The organism is Pedobacter mendelii, from assembly GCF_014635725.1.
Taxonomy (GTDB): Bacteria; Bacteroidota; Bacteroidia; order Sphingobacteriales; family Sphingobacteriaceae; genus Pedobacter; species Pedobacter mendelii.
Genome location: NZ_BMDJ01000010.1, coordinates 50,204 through 69,916 on the forward strand (window position 1 = coordinate 50,204; position 19,713 = coordinate 69,916).

At 35.3% G+C, this 19,713-nt stretch carries 16 protein-coding genes; 7 read left to right on the plus strand and 9 right to left on the minus strand.

Annotated features, from left to right (window positions below; translation table 11 throughout):
* Positions 1-13 precede the first annotated feature (13 nt).
* Both IEV50_RS15705 and IEV50_RS15710 read right to left on the minus strand, forming a co-directional pair.
* Positions 14-1,069 carry an ATP-grasp domain-containing protein gene (locus IEV50_RS15705; RefSeq protein WP_188416119.1) on the minus strand — a complete coding sequence of 352 codons (1,056 nt, stop codon included), beginning with the start codon at positions 1,067-1,069 and terminating at the stop codon, positions 14-16.
* Positions 1,070-1,129: 60 nt separating this feature from the next.
* Positions 1,130-1,837, minus strand: coding sequence for an esterase family protein (locus IEV50_RS15710; RefSeq protein WP_188416121.1), 708 nt, complete (start codon positions 1,835-1,837; stop codon positions 1,130-1,132).
* Between the two features lie 167 nt (positions 1,838-2,004).
* Between IEV50_RS15710 and IEV50_RS15715 the strand changes: the two genes are divergently transcribed.
* Both IEV50_RS15715 and IEV50_RS15720 read left to right on the plus strand, forming a co-directional pair.
* A complete protein-coding gene (locus IEV50_RS15715; RefSeq protein WP_229746764.1) occupies positions 2,005-2,814 on the plus strand; it encodes an alpha/beta hydrolase in 810 nt (269 codons plus the stop codon).
* A complete protein-coding gene (locus IEV50_RS15720; RefSeq protein ID WP_188416122.1) occupies positions 2,811-3,389 on the plus strand; it encodes a hypothetical protein in 579 nt (192 codons plus the stop codon). Before IEV50_RS15715 ends, IEV50_RS15720 begins: the two co-directional genes overlap by 4 nt.
* A gap of 83 nt (positions 3,390-3,472) precedes the next feature.
* On the opposite strand, the gene IEV50_RS15725 is transcribed toward IEV50_RS15720, so the two are convergent.
* Positions 3,473-5,236 (minus strand): caspase family protein, encoded by a 1,764-nt coding sequence (locus tag IEV50_RS15725; RefSeq protein WP_188416124.1) that lies wholly within the window; start codon positions 5,234-5,236, stop codon positions 3,473-3,475.
* A gap of 137 nt (positions 5,237-5,373) precedes the next feature.
* On the opposite strand from IEV50_RS15725, the gene IEV50_RS15730 reads away from it, so the two are divergent.
* Positions 5,374-6,786 (plus strand): tetratricopeptide repeat protein, encoded by a 1,413-nt coding sequence (locus IEV50_RS15730; protein WP_188416126.1) that lies wholly within the window; start codon positions 5,374-5,376, stop codon positions 6,784-6,786.
* 18 nt (positions 6,787-6,804) lie between these two features.
* On the opposite strand, the gene IEV50_RS15735 is transcribed toward IEV50_RS15730, so the two are convergent.
* On the minus strand, positions 6,805-7,029 hold the full coding sequence (locus IEV50_RS15735; RefSeq protein WP_188416128.1) for a hypothetical protein: 225 nt from the start codon (positions 7,027-7,029) through the stop codon (positions 6,805-6,807).
* 351 nt (positions 7,030-7,380) lie between these two features.
* Between IEV50_RS15735 and typA the strand changes: the two genes are divergently transcribed.
* A complete protein-coding gene (gene typA, locus IEV50_RS15740) occupies positions 7,381-9,186 on the plus strand; it encodes a translational GTPase TypA (protein ID WP_188416136.1) in 1,806 nt (601 codons plus the stop codon).
* A 369-nt stretch (positions 9,187-9,555) separates the two neighbouring features.
* Entirely contained in the window at positions 9,556-10,599 is a 1,044-nt protein-coding gene (locus tag IEV50_RS15745; RefSeq protein ID WP_188416138.1) for a hypothetical protein, read from the plus strand.
* Between the two features lie 63 nt (positions 10,600-10,662).
* On the opposite strand, the gene IEV50_RS15750 is transcribed toward IEV50_RS15745, so the two are convergent.
* The 4 genes from IEV50_RS15750 to IEV50_RS15765 all read right to left on the minus strand — a co-directional run bounded on the left by IEV50_RS15750 (position 10,663) and on the right by IEV50_RS15765 (position 13,924).
* Positions 10,663-11,223, minus strand: a complete 561-nt coding sequence (locus IEV50_RS15750) for a type 1 glutamine amidotransferase domain-containing protein (protein ID WP_188416140.1) — start codon at positions 11,221-11,223, stop codon at positions 10,663-10,665.
* A gap of 146 nt (positions 11,224-11,369) precedes the next feature.
* Positions 11,370-12,116 carry a glycosyltransferase family 2 protein gene (locus IEV50_RS15755; RefSeq protein ID WP_188416141.1) on the minus strand — a complete coding sequence of 249 codons (747 nt, stop codon included), beginning with the start codon at positions 12,114-12,116 and terminating at the stop codon, positions 11,370-11,372.
* A gap of 10 nt (positions 12,117-12,126) precedes the next feature.
* On the minus strand, positions 12,127-12,651 hold the full coding sequence (locus IEV50_RS15760; protein ID WP_188416143.1) for a DUF1016 N-terminal domain-containing protein: 525 nt from the start codon (positions 12,649-12,651) through the stop codon (positions 12,127-12,129).
* Between the two features lies 1 nt (position 12,652).
* Positions 12,653-13,924, minus strand: a complete 1,272-nt coding sequence (locus tag IEV50_RS15765) for a glycosyltransferase family 4 protein (RefSeq protein WP_188416145.1) — start codon at positions 13,922-13,924, stop codon at positions 12,653-12,655.
* 183 nt (positions 13,925-14,107) lie between these two features.
* Here IEV50_RS15765 and IEV50_RS15770 point away from each other — a divergent pair, with 183 nt between their 5' ends.
* Positions 14,108-17,299: a S41 family peptidase gene (locus IEV50_RS15770; RefSeq protein WP_188416147.1), complete on the plus strand. Its 3,192-nt coding sequence runs from the start codon at positions 14,108-14,110 to the stop codon at positions 17,297-17,299.
* Between the two features lie 135 nt (positions 17,300-17,434).
* Entirely contained in the window at positions 17,435-18,181 is a 747-nt protein-coding gene (locus IEV50_RS15775) for a class I SAM-dependent methyltransferase (RefSeq protein WP_188416149.1), read from the plus strand.
* 1 nt (position 18,182) lies between these two features.
* On the opposite strand, the gene IEV50_RS15780 is transcribed toward IEV50_RS15775, so the two are convergent.
* Positions 18,183-19,634, minus strand: a complete 1,452-nt coding sequence (locus tag IEV50_RS15780) for an alpha-L-fucosidase (protein WP_188416151.1) — start codon at positions 19,632-19,634, stop codon at positions 18,183-18,185.
* Positions 19,635-19,713 lie beyond the last annotated feature (79 nt).

The window sequence follows — 19,713 nt, forward strand, 5'->3', positions numbered from 1 at the left end:
GTTAAAATCCCTTTTATTTTTTTGGTGCTTTTTTAGCTGGTGCAGCTTTTGGCTTTTCAGGCGCTTTCTCTGCTTTTACTTTTGGTTCTGCCTTTACCTTTGGTTCTGCTTTTGCAATTAATGGTCTGCCAGCTACTGAAGCTTTTATGTATTCCCCCCAAGTTAAGTTGTCTTGACCAGGTTTTTGTGCTTTTGCTCTCTCAATGGCATAGTTTGCGGTTGTTTCTACTACCCAATCAAAATTTTCTTGACCAACGCTTTTAATATCTGCATCAGGCGCAGGGTTGCAGAAATCGATAGCAATTGGAATACCATCTCTCACCGCAAATTCTACTGTATTAAAGTCATAACCTAAATATTGGCACAATTTCAATGTATACTCTTCAACAGTTTTTAGCAATTTTGGGTCTGGACTTTTACCATCTACTGCGTAACGTAAATGATGTGGGTTGCGAGGCTCGTATTGCATAATGCGCACATGCTTTCCACCAATGCAGTAACACCTAAAATATTCATCAAAAATGATTTCTTCCTGCAAAAGCATTACTAACTGCTCGGTTCCGGCATGTTTATCAAAAAAATCTTCCTTATCATGAAGTTTGTAAACATCTCTCCATCCACCGCCATCATAAGGTTTCATATAAGCAGGAAAACCAGTATATTCAAAAATGGCATCCCAGTTTAAAGGCATTGTTAAATTAGAAAACGATTCGCCTGTTGTACCTGTTGGATGTTGTCTTGATGGAATTAACGCAGTTTTAGGTACCGGCACACCGATTTGTTCGGCTAAAGCATTATTAAAAAATTTTTCATCGGCACTCCACCAAAATGGGTTATTGATAACAGCAGTTCCGGTAATAGCCGCATTTTTTAATGATGCACGATAAAAGGGCACATCTTGAGAAATGCGATCGATAATTACAGCGTAATCTAATGGTGAATTTTGAAGTATTTTTTCTATTTGAACAGGTTCGGCGGTAATGCCTTTTTCTGCTTTTTGATTGATTCTCTCTACTACGGCTTCAGGAAAGGAGCGTTCCTGGCCAAATAAAATACCTATTTTTTTCATAAGTTTTAATTGTTTTTTAATTCGTTTTTCGAATAACGAGCAACGAAAAACGTTTATTTTTTAAAGTTGTGCAATATAATTCGGGAACATTTCTCGCCATATTGGCCAATCATGATCGGCATTTTGTCTTACATCCAACCAATGATTAATCCCTTTTTGAGCTAAAATTTGCGACAGTCTTTCGTTTTCTGGGCGGCAAATATCTCTATCGGATGTGCCTAAAACTATTTTCAAATAATGTAACTCTGGGTTGCTGTTGTTTAACAAATAATCCACAGGATTGTTAAAATAAACATCATCATTGTAAAACCCATCCATCTGGCCACTAATATCAAATGCGCCACTCATGCTAAACATGTGACTAACCAACCAGGGATGCCTGAATGCAAAATTGGCAGCATGGTAACCTCCAAAACTGCAACCCGCAGTAATGATTTTGCTATGTCCGGTTTCATGTCTGGCTAAAGGGGCAACCTCCTCCAGCAGGTACTTATCATACCAAATATGATTTTTAACTCTATCTGCGGGATGTACGCCTTTGTTATACCAGCTTAATTTATCAATACCATCCGGACAATAAATCTTAATTCGACCTTCATTTATAAATCCTTCTACAGAATCAATTAATTTGAAGTCTTTAGTTTCGAAATATCTACCCATGCTTGTTGGGAACAGTAGAATAGGGATACCACCGTGACCAAAGATGAGCATGTCGATATCAGTACCTAAATTTGGGCTGTACCACTTTTTATGTTCTTCTTTAACCATAAATAAAATTTAATGTTTTAAGGTATAAATTAAATTTAATAAAATGAATCTAAATGCATCAAAATTATGCTTAATGTAAAAATTGATGGCTGCTAATTGATAATTTATAAGGATTTGTACCTTTGCAATAATTATGGCTATGCCTAATTTTAGTGAGTTTGAATATTATGTACACAACAATATTATCAGTTAAAGTTAATTCCATTTCATTTAAAGTTCCTTCGGCTTTTTTAAAGCGTGAGGTTGATATAGATATTTATGTGCCCGAAGGTATTTTAGGCAACGAAAAAATAGAACTTCTTTTATTAAATGATGGTCAGGATGTAGCGAAAATGGATTTTACAAGGATTTTAGAAGAAGCACATCAAAATAAAAGAAACCATAGGTTAATTGTAGTTGCCATTAAAGCATCTTCAGAGCGATTAATGGAATATGGCGTTGCGGGTGTTCCAGATTTTAAAGGTCGCGGAGCGAAAGCCAATCTTTACAGCGATTTTATTATAAAAGAACTACTTCCGTTTGTCAAAAAGAAAATTGCAATGCCAATAACTGGTAAAGTTGCCTTCGGTGGTTTTTCTTTAGGTGGCTTATCTGCTTTTGATATTGCCTGGAACAATCCATCAGTGTTTGATTCAATTGGTGTTTTTTCCGGAGCTTTTTGGTGGCGCAAAAAAGATTTGGCTGATGGTTATACCGATGCCGACCGGATTATGCATTCGCTTATTGATACCTCTTCTACCAAAGCAGATATGAAATTCTGGTTAATGACAGGAACGGAGGATGAAAAGGCAGATCGTAATAAAAATTTGATTATTGATTCTATAGATGATACCATCGACGTGGTGAAATCACTGATGAAGAAAGGTTACAAACGACCTGAAAATATTTTTTATTACGAAAAAGTTGGCGGTAAACACGATGTGCCAACCTGGGAAAATGCAATGCCTGCATTTTTAAACTGGGCATTTGAGGTTTGAAAAATTTAAGGTTAATAAATGTTTTCCTTAATCAAAGGCAGAAACAAACAATTTTGTGGTTATGGATCACGACTTTTGTAAATACACCATTGGCATTCTTTTTTCCTCCAGCCATTTTTCTTTTTCCAATTCTATTTGCAACCTCTCTAATTATAACTAACCATGCTTATCTTAAATATAAATATAGTGGTGCTGTAATACTTGTACTTTTCTTTTTTATTTTTCTTGTTGGAAGTCCAATATTTTATCAGGTCTTTGAGGATTTAGGACTGGAACATTTAAGTTTTATGTATGTTGGTTTAATTACATTTTTAATGGTTACAACTGTTGTTAAACTAACTATTAAAGATATAACTATAAAATTTATTCAAGTTTTAATGATTTTAATGCTTGGTTTGATTTCTTCATGGTTAACGTATTTTCTGCAACAAAAATTTTCAGTTGTAACAATAGAGGAGGGAGGCATTAGCGTTGCCGGGCTTATTTATCAGACTTTTATGACGTTAGCTATAGCGTTAACACTAAAAAAATCAAATCCTTATAATTCGATGTATTATTCTGAGTCTGAAAACTAAAAGCTCATTAATTTTGTAATTATTCCTGCCAGCTTCAATCAAAACTAAAGTATCTTAAATAAAGCTGGTTCATGAAATAATGTCTATCTTCTCGGATATGTATTAATCCACTGAGTTCCTCTGCTGCGAATAGCCGCATAACTTAATTTCCGTATGCCTTTACTAAGCTGGTTTAACTGAGTTTTGTTTAGGTTAAGACTAGGAAAAGCTACGTTATCAGCCCAAAAAACTACTTCAGCATTCTTTTTTACATTAACATCGGCGGGCAAAGGCTTGCGGAAACTGAAAACGAATTTTGGGCTTTTATTATCCTCTGATATCGCTGCATAATTTACATATAAGGCGAAATCTGACTCACCTGGTGTGTTTACAAGTTTAAGGCTTTGTTCTTTCAGGAGTGTAGATTTGATTGCGCTTGCGATATCTGAAGGTAGAGCCATTAGTACAAAAAACTCGTTTTGCTTTATGATTTTTGAAATTTCCAGACCCGAATTTTCCTGGTTATTGAATAAGAAAGTTGCTGCGGTTTGGTTGTCGTTAAAATTAAAATAATCCTGATATGTTTTTTCTTTCGTAAATGGCAAAACCTGCTTATTAAACATATCCATATACGCTGCAGATTTAAGTGTTGATGCTGGAACATAAACTTTTATTATCGGATTAGAGACCCGGTATCTATCCCTAATAAAAAACACATCGTCCTTCTTGATCGTAATTTTTGGGTCGATTACACCTAATGCGCTATCAGGAAAAACCTTTGAAATCGTAAAACTAATCGCCTTGTCTTTTGTCGAAAAAATGTTTCCAATCATAATGTCGTCTTTAGCGCCAACATCTACAATAACTTTTCCGGGCAGGCTGCTAACAACCCGGGTTTGCAGTAAAGGAATAGTCGACTGAACCGGTAAGCCGATAAAATTTAATTTGTCTCGCGATAGTGTATCATAGCGAAATCCGGGCCTTTGCTGTAAATTCTGAACCACATCGATATCATTTTTTATCCTTGCAATAATTTCAGATAGGGGTAAATCGACTTTACTTTTCTCGAAAATATTTATAATTGTTTTGGTAAATGCGCCATGTGGCCTACCCCCTTCATCCCAAATTTCTACGGCCTTTTCTGCCCATGAACAGGCAGCCAAATTCGCAAAACGAGAATTAGGGGTTTCTGACGGTCTTTCGATTATGGTCTTGTCGGCGATTGTAAGGGTTTTGTTGAGTTTAAATGACCTTAAATCAATTACGCCTGTTGGAACAACTTTGTTTGTTTTAACATCTACCACTCGGTAAGGGTTATGGTAAACGGGTGGTAGTGGTGCCATGGGGATATTTTCGCTGTAACAGCAGTCGAGAATGCTGGTTAAGGTAACTTTCTTCTGAACAAATCGATTGAAAAGTATCTTTAAGGTATTATCTCTAACCAGGCATTCATAGTTTGGCGAATATAAATCGCTCATACAAATCGCCTGATTATAACCTTGTTTAACCGAGTCGGCTTTATTTTCCGGATTGATTGTATAAACACCATGGCCACAAAAGAAGAAAACAGCAACATCTCCGGGTTTACTTTTTTCGAGGATATTTTCCATTGCAGCTAAAAACGTTTTTTGTGTAGCTTGAGCATTCAATAATGTTTTTACGTTTTCTTTAGGAAAAGTAAAGCGATTTACTAAAAGTGATTTCATGCTAATAGCATCATTTACGCAGCCTTTTAAACTGTATTCATTGCTCTTTACACCGGGCTTATCGTAGTATTCATTAATGCCAACAATAACTGCATATTTATTTTGAGCAAAGCTCAATATAGTGGAGAAAAATAAAAGTGATAAAAACAGGGGTGTTTTCATTTTCGAGAAAGATTAATTTTAGAGTACTGTCTTTTACAAATTAGGCAGAAAGTAAAAGATTATGATTATAAAATATCCAGATTTTATAAGGATAAACATATTTATATGTATTAAATTTAACTTATAAATCTCTAAAAATGAAATTAATAGCTCTTTTAAGTCTTTTTTTATTTGTTTCAGTTACAAGTTTTTCTCAGAAACAAGTTTTGGATAGTTTGTACAAAGATTTAGCTTCTCAAAAAACAGATAGCGGAAGAGTTAGCGTACTGTATGATTTGAGTTATTCTTATCATAAATCAAAACCCGATTCTGCATTAATTCTTGCGCAACAAGCTTATAAATTAGCAAAGAAAATTAAATTTTTAAAAGGTGAATCATGGGCACTAAACGGTTTGGCTAATGCTTTTCATTCTTTGCATAATTATCCCCGGGCTATAGAATATTTCATAGAAGAACTGAAGATTCATGAAAAGAGAGGTCTGCCTGAAAATATGGCCAACACTTATATTAGTATGGCACTGGTTTATAGTAGCGAAGAGGAATATGGAAAAGCACTTTCTTATGCATTTAAAGCCGAAGAAATTGCCAAGAAGAATAGTTTTGCAGGTTTAATTCTTTATTCGAAACTAAATATTGGAGATATTTATGAGAAATCTAACCAGCTTTCATCAGCAATGATTTATACACGTAGTGCTTACAAACTCTCACTGCTTCAAAAAAACGATCTTATTACCGGAACATCATTAAACAACCTTGGCAACATTTATTTGAAACGCAAAGATTATTTAAATGCGCTCAACTATTACAGGAAGAGTATGCCGATTTTAGAAAAAGTAAGTGATTTAAACACTTTGGCAGAATGTAATTTGGGCTTGGCGAAGGTTTACAAAGAAGAAGGAAAAATTGATTCAGCGGTTTATTATGCCAGAAAGGTTTATGATTTAGCAATTAAAAATGAATTCTTCGCAAGAGCTGTAGATGCAAGTACATTTCTTGTAAAACTATATAAAGGAGAAAATAAAATCGATAGTGCTTTTGCTTATCAGGAAATTGCCGTAAACCTTTCTAATTCAATAGACAGTAAAGAAAGAGCGAAGGAAGTTCAGAGTATTACAATTGCAGAAGAATTTCGGCAAAAGGAAATAGAAGAATCAAAATTAAAAGAGGCCGAAGACAGGAAGCAAAAATTGCAATTACTCGCCATCGGCATATTTATACCAATTCTATTTTTTGTAAGTATATTTTTAAGCCGGAGGAAAGTTTCAAAAAAAGTAATAGAGTTTTCAGGTATTTTATCCTTACTAATGTTATTTGAATATCTTACTTTGTTTATTCATCCATTTGTAGCCGAAAAATCACATCATTCTCCAATCATCGAAATTATCGTTTTTGTGATTATTGCTTCTTTATTAACGCCAACGCATCATAGAGTAGAGCATTGGTTAATTAACAAACTAACTAAATTCAGGGAACAACACTTTTTAAGTAAACAAAAATTGCAGACAAAAGAAACGGCTGAAGACGTTGCATTAAATTCAGAAAATAGCTGAAAACTCTATCTATAAATCTTATTTCTTAACAGCTGGTGGCGCTTGCCCTGCTCTGCCACCTGTGTCTGTAGTGTCTGTCATTTTTTTTGACATTGAAGCCGTGCTATCTACAATTGTTGTATCGGTTGAGATAATGGTTGTTGTATCCGTTGTTTCAGCTTTTTTTTCGCTGTTACAACTTTGGAATGATAATGCAGATAACGCAATTAGGAGTGCGCCTCTAGAAATAATTGTTCTTTTCATAATTAATTTAGAATTAAGGTTTATTGAAGTTAAAAAATATTTTTATTATAATGTGTTGTTTTTCATTTAGTTATAAAATATTGATTAATATCAACATATTTAAAACGGTTTAGCTTTTCACTCATTATAGTTTTTTGCCTCACTACAACTTTGAAATATTTGTGCCGTCTAAATTTTTATAAAATAGATTTGAATGGAAAACAATACGAATACAAACCGAAAAGATCGTTTGGCTGCTTTTCTAATTAAAAATGAGATAATTACAATATTATCTTAGCATTAAATAGCAAGCTATATAGTAGAAAATCCATTTCTAAACACTATCTTTGCGCCAAATTTGAGGCGCATTTTATGCAAAAGATTAGAAATATAGCTATTATAGCACACGTTGACCACGGTAAAACTACATTGGTTGATAAGATTTTACATTCTTGTTCTATTTTTCGTGATAACGAACAAACAGGAGATTTGATATTGGATAATAACGATTTAGAACGAGAACGTGGTATCACAATCGTATCTAAAAACGTATCGGTACAGTATAAAGATGTAAAGATTAATATTATTGACACTCCTGGTCACGCGGATTTTGGCGGTGAAGTAGAGCGTGTTTTGAAAATGGCAGATGGTGTACTTTTACTTTGCGATGCTTTTGAAGGTGCAATGCCTCAAACGCGTTTCGTAACGCAAAAAGCTTTGGCACTTGGTTTAAAACCGATTGTGGTTGTAAACAAAGTAGATAAAGAAAACTGTCGCCCGGAAGAGGTTTACGAACAAATTTTCGAATTGTTCTTTAACCTTGAAGCAACTGAAGAGCAATTGGATTTCCCTGTTATTTACGGTTCATCGAAACAAGGATGGATGAGTACAGATTGGAAAGTGCCAACTACTGATATTTTCGCTTTATTGGATGCCGTAGTAGCAAACATTCCACCTGCACCAATTAATGATGGTACTTTACAAATGCAAATTACTTCGTTAGATTATTCGTCTTTCGTAGGTCGTATTGCAATTGGTCGTGTTCATCGTGGTACAATTAAAGAAAATCAGCCGGTTACTTTAATTAAACGCGATGGTAGAATTGTAAAATCAAGAGTAAAAGAACTTTATACTTTCGAAGGTTTAGGAAAAATCCGTACTACAGAAGTTAGTTCAGGCGATATTTGTGCTGTTGTAGGTATTGATGGTTTTGATATTGGCGATACCATTTCTGATTTTGACGCACCAGAGCAATTGCCTGTTATCAGTATCGATGAGCCAACGATGAATATGTTGTTTACTATTAACAACTCTCCATTTTTTGGTAAAGAAGGTAAATTGGTTACATCGCAACGTATTAAAGAACGTTTAATTAAAGAAACTGAAAAAAACCTGGCGTTAAAAGTTATTGAAACCGCATCTCCTGATTCTTGGTTGGTTTATGGTCGTGGTATTCTCCACTTATCTGTACTAATCGAAACCATGCGTCGCGAAGGTTATGAAATTCAGGTTGGTCAGCCACAGGTTATTGTTAAAGAAATTGACGGTAAAAAATGTGAGCCAATTGAGACTTTAATTGTTGATGTACCAGGTGAAGTTTCTGGTAAAGTAATCGAATTGGTAACTCAACGTAAAGGTGAGTTGTTAATTATGGAGCCAAAAGGCGATTTACAACACTTAGAATTTGAAATCCCATCTCGTGGTATTATTGGTTTACGTAACAACGTTTTAACTGCTACCGCCGGTGAGGCGATTATGGCGCACCGTTTCAAAGCTTACGAGCCTTGGAAAGGTACAATTCCTGGTCGTTCTAACGGTGTATTGGTTTCAATGGAAAAAGGTCAAACTACTGCTTATTCAATTGATAAGTTACAAGATAGAGGTCGTTTCTTTGTTGATCCAGGAGTTGATGTTTATGAAGGTCAGATTATGGGTGAGCACATCCGTGATAATGATTTGGTCGTAAATATTGTTAAAGGAAAAGCATTAACGAACATGCGTGCATCTGGTACTGATGATAATGCTCGTATCGCACCAGCAATTAAATTCTCGTTAGAAGAAGCTATGGAGTACATCCAGGCTGATGAATACATCGAGGTTACACCTGCAAGCATGCGTTTACGTAAAATCTTCTTAACAGAACAAGAACGTAAAGTTAAAGGAAAGCAATTTGCTTAATACCTAAATCCCCTGAAGGGGACTTTATAATATTACTAAAGCCTCGATGTAAATCGGGGCTTTTTTGTTTTTACCACCTAAGACATCTAAGAACAACTAAGCAGGGTTTAATATTATTTCGCTTTTAGGTTTCTCAGCAAACTTTGTGGTAAAAGGAATAAAATACTATCTTGACATAAAAATCCAAAAGCAAAAAAACGATTTTTCCGGTTATAGCTGTACTGTAGAAATATTTAAAATATCCGGAATTAAAAAGTTTTAACTGCAAAGAATACAAAGTAAATATAATGTTGCATCCGGCTTTGCGAACTTTGCGCTTCCCTTAAAAATCTTTGCGGTTAAATTATTAAAATGCTACATTGTTCATCAATGGAAAACGAAGATGTAAAAATCCTTAAGAAAAAACCGATTTTTCCGGTTACGCCTGCTTTGCAAAAATACCTGCGCCTTTATCAACGCGAAGCAAAATTACCAATTTCGTACTATGATTTGATGCAGTTTAACGAAGCTTTTCCATTAATGGATAAATTTGGTAAAGATTCACTTTGGGAGGGTCCAATATATGCGCAGGATTTGATAAACACCTTGCATAACGGCTTGAAGGAAATTTACGCCAATTTAAAGGCTTCTGGAAATCTTCGCATCGTCGAACACAAATATATTGATAAAATTGAATATTGTACTTTCGGAAACACTCATCCTTTTAGGATAAGGATTGTTAATCGCTTGAATGATGTTTACGATTATTTCTATATTAAAAAAGCTGATGCATCCAGAATTTACGGTTTGGAGATGGAAGAGATTTTATCTCCCAATCAGGTAAATTACTTGGTGGATGGTGAAACATTGGTTGAAGAGCATATTGCAGGCATTCCAGGTGATGTTTTTACCAAAGGACAACTTTACTCGCCAGAATTTAACCCAACACGTATTGCAAAAGAATTTGTAAAATTTAATGAGCGATGTTTAATTATGCTGTTGGGCGATATGAGGGCATACAATTTTGTAGTTCAGATTACGCCAGATTTTGATGATATTCAATTTCGCATCCGAGCCATAGATTTCGATCAGCAGTTTTATGAAGGAAATCTTAAAGTTTATCTACCTCAATTTTTTAAAGAAAATTTACCCTATGTGAAAATGAGTATGGAGCAATTGACCGAAAAAACGGTTTTGCAATATCAGCAGGAGGAACGCTCATCAATTGTTCATAGGGTTAGAAGCGAGCGCCATCGTTTAACTGATTTGCGTGATGTATCAAACCAAGAGGCTTTAACTACACCTGAAAATATCGCTTTGCTTAAGCAATCCATGTCTGATTATTTTAACGATCAGAATTACTTGAGGTGTAAAACCATGACTGATATTATAGAACTTAATATTAAAAATATTATTAGGCAGGTTAAGCTTTAAAAAAACGGCCGGTTATTTATAAACCAGCCGCCTTTGAGTAATTTAGGAGAGCGCTCAAAACATTTATGCATGCTGACCATCATGCACACCTTCGGCAAACTCTTCTACAATTTTATCATTAAAAGCAGGTAAATCTTTTGGTGTACGACTGGTAACCAAACCCTGATCTACAACAACTTCTTCATCCGTCCAATTCGCACCAGCATTAATTAAATCCTGTGCAATGTTTTTTACAGATGTTAATTTTCTTCCATCAACAACACCAGCACTTATTAAAGTTTGTGGTCCGTGGCAAATTGCCGCTACCGGTTTACCAGCTTCAAAAAATGCTTTTACAAATGCGATCGCGTCTTCATCAACACGTAATTTATCAGGATTGATAACTCCGCCAGGAAGCAATAAACCATCATATTCATCAGCATTTGCTTCAGCAATGGTTTTATCGACATCAACCTCGATTGACCAATGGTCTTGATCCCAAGCTTTAATTTTTCCACTTTTTGAAGAAATGATGTGTACTGTTGCACCTTCTTCTTTTAATCTTTTTACTGGCTCAGTTAATTCTATTTCTTCAAATCCATCTTCTGAAAGTACAGCTATGTTGCGATTACTTAATTGTCCCATAATTCTTAATTTTTAAATAGGTGATATATTTAAATACATTATTAAGGTATTATTGTTTTTGGAAGTTTAGACTTGATAGTTAAAAGCTATCGTATTTATGTCGAACTAAAAAATCCTTCTTAAAGCCTAAAATCAATGTTTTAGCTTCAATCATTTGTTCTTCTATTCCTCAAAAAATAGAAAGCTAAATTCCCTGCAATTACGATATGATTCAGAATATTTGGAACTAAGCCATAATATTTTGTAAAAATTTGAAAGCGTTCTTTCAGGCTTTCGTGATGTTTCTTTTTGCTCATTCCGCCAACTAAATATTTGGCAACATACCTATGAACGTTAACAATATTTGATGATTTTTTAGCTGCTTTGATTATCCAATCGATATCCGAACTGTATTTATATTTTATATCGTAAGGTACAATAATGCTTCGTTTGATATAAATTGCCTGATGACTGACATTCATTCCATACCTAAAACTTTTCCAATCGAAAGATTCTGGTGCTTCATGTCGTCTTCTGCCTAAACTCTCCCACTTATCGTTGTACATTTCTGTTTCGCCATAATAAATATCTGCACCAGGTGATGAATCAAAAATCTCTTCAACAGTATGTTCGTCATAAATTTCATCGCCAGAATTCATAAACAAAATATAATCGCCTTTGGCTAAAGCCAACCCTTTGTTCATGGCATCGTATATTCCTTTATCAGGCTCCGAAACTATTTTCGAAATCTGATTTTTATATTTTTGAACAACCTCTAAAGTTCCATCGTTAGATGCACCGTCGATAACCAAGTATTCGATATCCTTAAAGGTTTGATTGATTACAGAATTTATCGTTCGTTCAATGTCGCGAACGTTATTATATACGATTGTAATTACCGACAGCTTTGGCATATTAATTCCATTAACTTTTTAAGTGTTTCAACATTAGATAATCCGCCGTGCTTAAACTCCAAAATTCTGATGCTGTTTTTTGAATATAAAATATCTTTTCCTCTATTTTCTGAGTTTCCTGTATAATTTCTAAATGATGCGAAAAACTTAATCCAAAAAATGATTTTTCCAATTTGGCCGACACTGTTGGTCTAAATGTAATCTCTTCTAAATCAATTGTTTGTAATTGGTTCGACAATGTTGGTCTAATTTGAGTTTGTTCTTCCCAAGCTTCAAAAAAGAGACGCATTCGCTTGATGTAAGTTGCTGAAAAACCTCTTAAACCGGGTAATTCAACTTGCAAATCGGCAGAGAGAATTTCGATAACTTTTGCTCCCCACTTTTCTTCCTCGATTTTATGGGAGATAAATTTGCCTATTGCAAAGTAAAGCGTTAAAAGTTCTTTGTTAACAAGAGTTGCAGCCCTGTAGCGACTTTGTAAAATTGCCGATTTTAATGCTTTGATATTTTCGATATAGTTTTTGGATAATTCCATTTTACTTCGGTTGCAAATCAATTAGTGTTTCATACAAATGAATATGCTCTGCAGCAATAACTTCTTCCGAAAAATCGGTTAAAATCCCTAACCTTGCTGCTTTTTGTACTTCTTCCTTATTTGGGCGATGATAAAGCCACTCTATTCCATTTGCTAAATCGGCAGCATTCTGGTATTCAGCCAAATAACCATTTTTTTGATGTTTAACCATATCTGGAATGCCGCCAGTAGTAAAAGCAATTACAGGTGTAGCACAAGCAAGACTTTCCATAACCGTGTTTGGTAAATTATCTTCGAGAGATGGCGTTATAAACGCATCGGCAGCCGAGTAACATTTTGCCAAGTGTTCATCTTTATTTATAGTACCCAAAAAGGTAGTTTTGAAGGGAAATTCGGGCATTTCTGCGTTTTCTTTGTTCCCGAAAATTACCAGTTCTATTTTCTCTTTGTCAATTCCTTTTCGTTTAGATAAAATTTCTAGTGCTTCAATTAAATATGGTGTTCCTTTATGTTTATCGTTTTTTGAGGGCATAAAACCACTCATTAAAACAAACTTATCAGGATTTATTTTTAGGATTTTCTTCGCCTCACTTTTTACATAAGGCTTAAAAATATTTGTTTCGATGGTATTCGGAATTACAGTTGCTTTACGGGTTCCAAGCAAACTGCTAAATTTTACCGAACTTGCCATCCACTTACTTGGCGCAACAATGTGAAAGTTTAATTTGGTATAAGCCTTCTGTTTCCGTAACCAGGTTTTATGCGAAATATCGTTATCGCCACTAATTTTTAAAATGGGGCAATTGCCGCATTGATGATGAAAATTTTCGCAACCATAACGCACATGGCAACCGCCTGTAAAAGCATTACTATCGTGAAAAGTCCAAACGATGGGCTTTTCCAATTCATCTAGTTCTGCTAAAAATTTAGGTGTTAAAAAACCATGGTTAACCCAATGTAAATGAATTACATCGGCACTTTTTACCTCAGGATGATTTTTTATCGAACGCCCAAACCATTGTAGGCTAAAAGGTGTTTTTACCGATTTGCTTAACCATTTTGAATAATATCGTTCGGATAAAATATTGTAAACGGCTATGGCTTTTTGAATGGGTGATTTGCTGAAAGTATCAACCTTTAGATTTTCACCAAACTTATAATACACCAAAACTTTCGAATCAATTCCACTTGCTTTCAGGGCATCGCTTAGGCGTAAGCAGGCACGTCCCGCACCTCCATTTCCATCGTACGTATTTAGGTGTATTATTTTCAAATCAATTCAAAAATACATTTTATTGTTTACGAATATAAAAACTGTTGTGTATTTTCATCCTAATATTTTATTGCATTTTAATTGAAGGATGGAGCCTTTGATGATTAAAATAATTATTTAGAAAAATTAATGATTATTTTAATCAAGTCGGGTTTAACTTCCCAAAGCCAAACAAACAAAATCATGATTAAAACCCTACTAAAATCGCTTGCTGCAATGGTGTTTTTGTTGCCTTTTAATGCATTTTCTCAAGGTCAAACCTATTTTTCTGCGTACCATGCTTTAACGCCCGATGCACAAACAATAGTATTCAGCTACGATGGAGATATATGGAAAGTTGCTCTTCAAGGTGGCTTAGCATCGAGAATTACGGCCATGCAAGGTGAAGAAATTAATCCAAAAATTTCTCCAGATGGTAAGTGGATGGCTTTTTCTTCTAATCAATATGGAAATTATGATGTGTACCTAATGCCGTTGGCAGGTGGTGATATTAAGCAATTAACTTTTAACGATGCATCGGATGAAGTGGATAACTGGAGTTGGGATTCAAAAACTATCTATTTTACTTCTGGAAGATTTAATTCATTTTCGAGTTATAAGGTTGGTATAAGCGGCGGAACAGCGGTTCGATTGTTCGAAAACTATTTTAATACCACACACCATATTGCAGAAGCTCCGGGCGGGGAATTATTCTTCAGCGATACCTGGGAAAGCTACCGTTTTGCAAATAGAAAGCACTACAAAGGTGCTTATAATCCGGATATTCAATCTTACAATCCTAAAACAAAAGCTTATAAACAATATACGAATTACAACGGTAAAGATTTCTGGACGAGTGTAGATTCGAAAGGAAATGTATTTTTTGTTTCGGATGAGGGAAATGAAGAATACAATCTTTATACTTTTTTGAGCGGAAAAAAAACGGCTCTTACTAATTTCGATACTTCTATAAAACGTCCTTTTGTTTCGGCAAATGGAACAACCATTGTTTTCGAAAAAGATTATCAACTGTATACCTACGATGTGGCAACGAAAAAAACGGAGAAAGTAAACATCAGCACTTCCCGCAATCAGGTTTTAACGAAGGCACAGGAATATGATGTAAAAGGAAATATTTCAGCTTTTGATGTGGCCTCTGATGGTAAAAAAATGGCTTTTGTTTCTCGTGGAGAACTTTTTGTAAGTGATGCTGATGGAAAATTTATCCGTAAAATTACCAATGGCGGCGAACGGGCAATGCAATGTAAATGGCTTGCCGATAACAAAACCATTTTGTTTTGCCAAACCTGGAATGGTTACCAAAACTGGTTTACGATAACAGGCGATGGAAAAGGAACGCCTAAACAGATTACTAAAGACAAAGCCAACAATAGAGATATTACGCTAAATAAAACCAAAACGATGGGTGTTTATTTAAGCGGAAGAAACGAATTAAAGCTGTTGGATTTGAAAACTTTCGAAAGCAAAACACTAGTAACAGATGAGTTTTGGGCGATTCAGAGTTCTACACCAAGCTTTTCGCCGAATGATGAATATGTACTTTTTACAGCCTACAGAAATTTCGAGCAGGATATTTTGGTTCATAACATCAAGGGCAATAAAACAATCAATTTGACCAATACAGGTGTTACTGAAACCGACGCTGCCTGGTCGCCTGATGGAAAATATATTTATTTTACGAGTGCGAGAACTGAGCCGGCTTACCCTTCAGGGAGTGAAAATGTTCATGTCTATCGCATGGCGCTAAATAATTACGATGCGCCTTATCGTTCAGATAAATTCGATGATTTGTTTAAAGAAACTGCTCCTGAGCCTAAAGATGTAAAGCCTGCTGTTGTAGATAAAAAAACCGCAAAAACTACGGATACTGCTAAAAAGAAAACAGATGTTAAACCAACGCCAAAACCTGCGGCCATTATTACTATAAATACTCAAAATATTTTGGATAGAGTAGAATTGGTTAGTCCTGCATTTGGTAGTCAGTTTGGAACCGATGTTTTTGCTAAGGGTGATAAAACCTATGTATTTTATTCTTCAAATCACGAAGGTGGCAAAAATGCAATTTATCGAACAACTATAGAGCCTTTCGAAGCGAATAAAACTGAAAAAGTTGGCGAAGGAGAAGATTACAGTATTGTTCAGGCGGGCGATAAGTTTTTCACACTTGCAGGAGGTGTAATCAACAAGTATAACATTGAAGGGAACAAACAGGATAAAATTGATCATGCCTACAAATTTGTTAGAAACTTAAATGCAGAGTTTAATCAAATGTTCTACGAAACCTGGGTTGGCTTGGATGAAAATTTTTATGATGAAAATTTTCACGGAGTAGATTGGGAAAAAATGAAAAACCGTTACGCCGCTTATCTGCCTTATGTAAATAACAGAAGCGACTTAAGGATTTTGTTGAATGATATGCTGGGCGAATTAAATTCATCGCATATGGGCTTTAATAGTTCTGGTGCCGAAGAGCGCAAGAATCTAACTTACATTACCAATCAAACAGGAATTATGTTTGAAAATGAAAATCCTTATAAAGTTGAAAGGTTAGTTGCGAAAAGTAATGCATCGTACAGTGGAGTGAATGTTAAGCCTGGAGATGTATTAACTGCTGTTAATGGAACGCAAGTAGATGATAAAATGGATAGAGATTTCTACTTCAGTAAGCCATCCTTAGATAAGGAAATGACTTTAACCTTCTCTCGTGCGGGGAAGGAAACCTTCGTAAACATCCACCCTCAAAATTCTGGCACTTTAAAAAACAATCTTTATGATGAGTGGATTGCTAAAAATAAAACCAATGTAGATAAATGGGGAAACAACCGCATTGCCTATTCTTACATGAAAAATATGGGCTCAGGCGAATTGGAGCGTTTCTTATTGGATATGGTTGAACAGGAAGAAAATAAAGATGCTATTATTTTAGATTTACGCTACAATACAGGTGGAAATGTACATGATGCCGTACTGAAATTCCTTTCCCAAAAACCATATTTAAAGTGGAAATATCGCGGAGGTAAAATGGCACCCCAAAGTAATTTCGGCCCGGCGGTAAAACCTATTGTTTTGTTGGTTAACGAGCAGTCTCTAAGTGATGCAGAAATGACTGCAGCCGGATTTAAGCAACTAAAACTGGGTAAAATCATTGGGACAGAAACCTATCGCTGGATAATTTTCACTTCTGCAAAAGGTTTGGTAGATGGTTCTTCTTACCGTTTACCATCGTGGGGCTGTTATACAATGGATGGGAAAAACATCGAAAAGGAAGGTGTTAAGCCAGATATCTTTGTAAAAAACACTTTTGAAGACCGGCTTGCAGATAAAGACCCTCAATTAGAAAAGGCTGTTGCAGAGATTTTGAAGGATTTGAAATAATTGTATTGATAAATTGCTGGATTGTTATGCTGTGCAAATTTAGCGGCAACAATTCAGCAATAAAACAATTCATCAATCTTAACTTTCGATTTTCCTATTCTTTTCCGTTTCTTTGGGGTTGAATTATTTTAGCACATGGCAAATTTATTAACAGACAGAGCTTTTTGGGTAAATTATTGGGAAAGTAAAAAAGGACTTGCTGTTGAATTACCATCCGATTACGTTTTTCATCGCCAGCTGGCAGATATTATCAATAAAAACAAAGTGAAAAACGCGATTGAATTGGGTGGTTTCCCTGGATATTATGCTGTTTTTTTAAAAAAATACTTCAAAATTGATGTAACGCTTTTAGATTATTTTGTTCATCCGCCAGTTGTAAATGAGCTGCTTGATAAAAATGGTTTAACCGAAAAAGACATTCACATCGTCGAAACGGATTTGTTTAATTATGTGCCAGAACAACAATATGATTTGGTGTTGAGTTGTGGTTTAATTGAACACTTTAATGATACAGCAGATATAATTAATCGCCACATTGCTTTCGTAAAACCAGGCGGAACTTTGTTCATTACCTTGCCAAATTTCAAAGCTGTTAACGGATGGTTTCAAAAAAACTTCGATAAAGAAAATTACGACAAACACAATATTGATAGCATGAACCCGGAGCTGTTGAAGTCAATTTGCGAAAAAGCTGGCTTAAAAGAAGTGAAGGCTGGTTATTTTGGTAAGTTTAGCATTTGGTTAGAAAACGAATCTCAAAAATCAACAGGTGTTCGCTTATTCAAAAAACTTATATGGCTTAGCGGAAAAGTTTTTACAAAAATTATTCCTTTTGAAAGCAAAAGCTTGTCGCCATATATTATTTTAGAAGCAAGAAAGTAAATTACGGTGTCTTTTTATAAATCCCGAATTCGCTTAGCGTAATACAAACCGGCGATTTTGTAATGTTTAATCTAATTTTTGAAGTTGTAACTGGCTTATCCAATTTGATTAATCGCTTAGCGCCAATACTTGTTCCATCGTATATTTTCTTCCACTCATTATTTTCGAAAACCTCGATATTAAATTCCTCTATTCTTTGTCCTAAAGGAATGTATTCCTGCAGGCTGATAATGTCGAAAGTTTTATCAGTCCTTAAGTCAAACTCTAGTTTTGCCGTGTGGATATTATCTGCTGTTGCCCAGTAAGTCTGCTTGTTGTTATCTAAAAGTTTAGCAACGCCAAAAGCGCTACCTCGAATATTATTAGCTTTTACAATTGCTTTTACAGCTAAATTATTTGCAAAGGTATGTTTAACCATATCACCGAATACTTTTAAAGATGCTACATCGTCTTCATGCAATTGTCCACGAGTATCGGGCGCCAAGCCTAAATCTAAACCAGCGCCATGGCCAACGCTTTGCAAGTATAAATCAAACAAGGTTTCAGGTGTTTTTGGTTTTTCCGAAGGATGGTAAAACCAGCCTTTTCTTAGCGGTACATCGCATTCCGCAGGCATCCAATATTTACCGTTTCTTATACCCATTGGGCTTTGCGGGTAATTTGCTTGTCCTGGAACAGCCACATTTTTTCCTTCAGGAGGAAGGGGTGTAAAAGTTGCCCAACTAGTCTCTGCAGCGGTTCCATCTTCACTACCAACCCAACGAATATCCAACCCAATATCACTGAAAATATTTGCCATAGGCTGCATTTTTCTGGTGATGCCCCATGTATTATTCCAATCGTAGTAGGTCGTATTATCAATCGAGCGTTTTTCTTTTGCTCCGCCGTAATATCCATCTCCACCATTTGCGCCATCATGCCAACTCATAAAAAGATCTCCGTAATTACTATAAAGCTCTTTAAGCTGTGCCTGATAAATGGCCAGGTATTCTGAGGTTCCATATTTTGCATTATTCCTATCCCAAGGAGAGCAATAAACGCCAAAGCTTAATCCGTTTTTCCTGGTAGCTTGTTCAATTTCTTTAACCAAATCTCCTTTTCCATTCCTGAACGGGCTTTTAGAAATATTATATTCAGTTGTTTTAGTTGGCCAAAGTGCGAAACCATCGTGATGTTTAGCAACTAAAATAATGCCTTTCAGCCCACCTGCTTTAGCGGCTTTTATTATTTGTTCTGCATTAAAATCTGTAGGGTTAAATGTTTTTGGGTCAGCATCACCGAATCCCCATTCTTTATTTTCGAAAGTGGTTGGCGTGAAATGTATCAATCCATAAACTTCAATATCATGCCATGCAAGCTGCCTTTTTGATGGTAAAGCTCCATAAGGTTTTGGTGCAGTTTGAGCATTTGTTAGTGTAGTAAATGAAAGAAGTAGGATGGTTAGCCATTTCATATTGATGGGATTTGCAACTAAAGTACAAAGAATATCAATTATCGCTAATGGAATTTTGGATTATTTAAATAAACTTGAG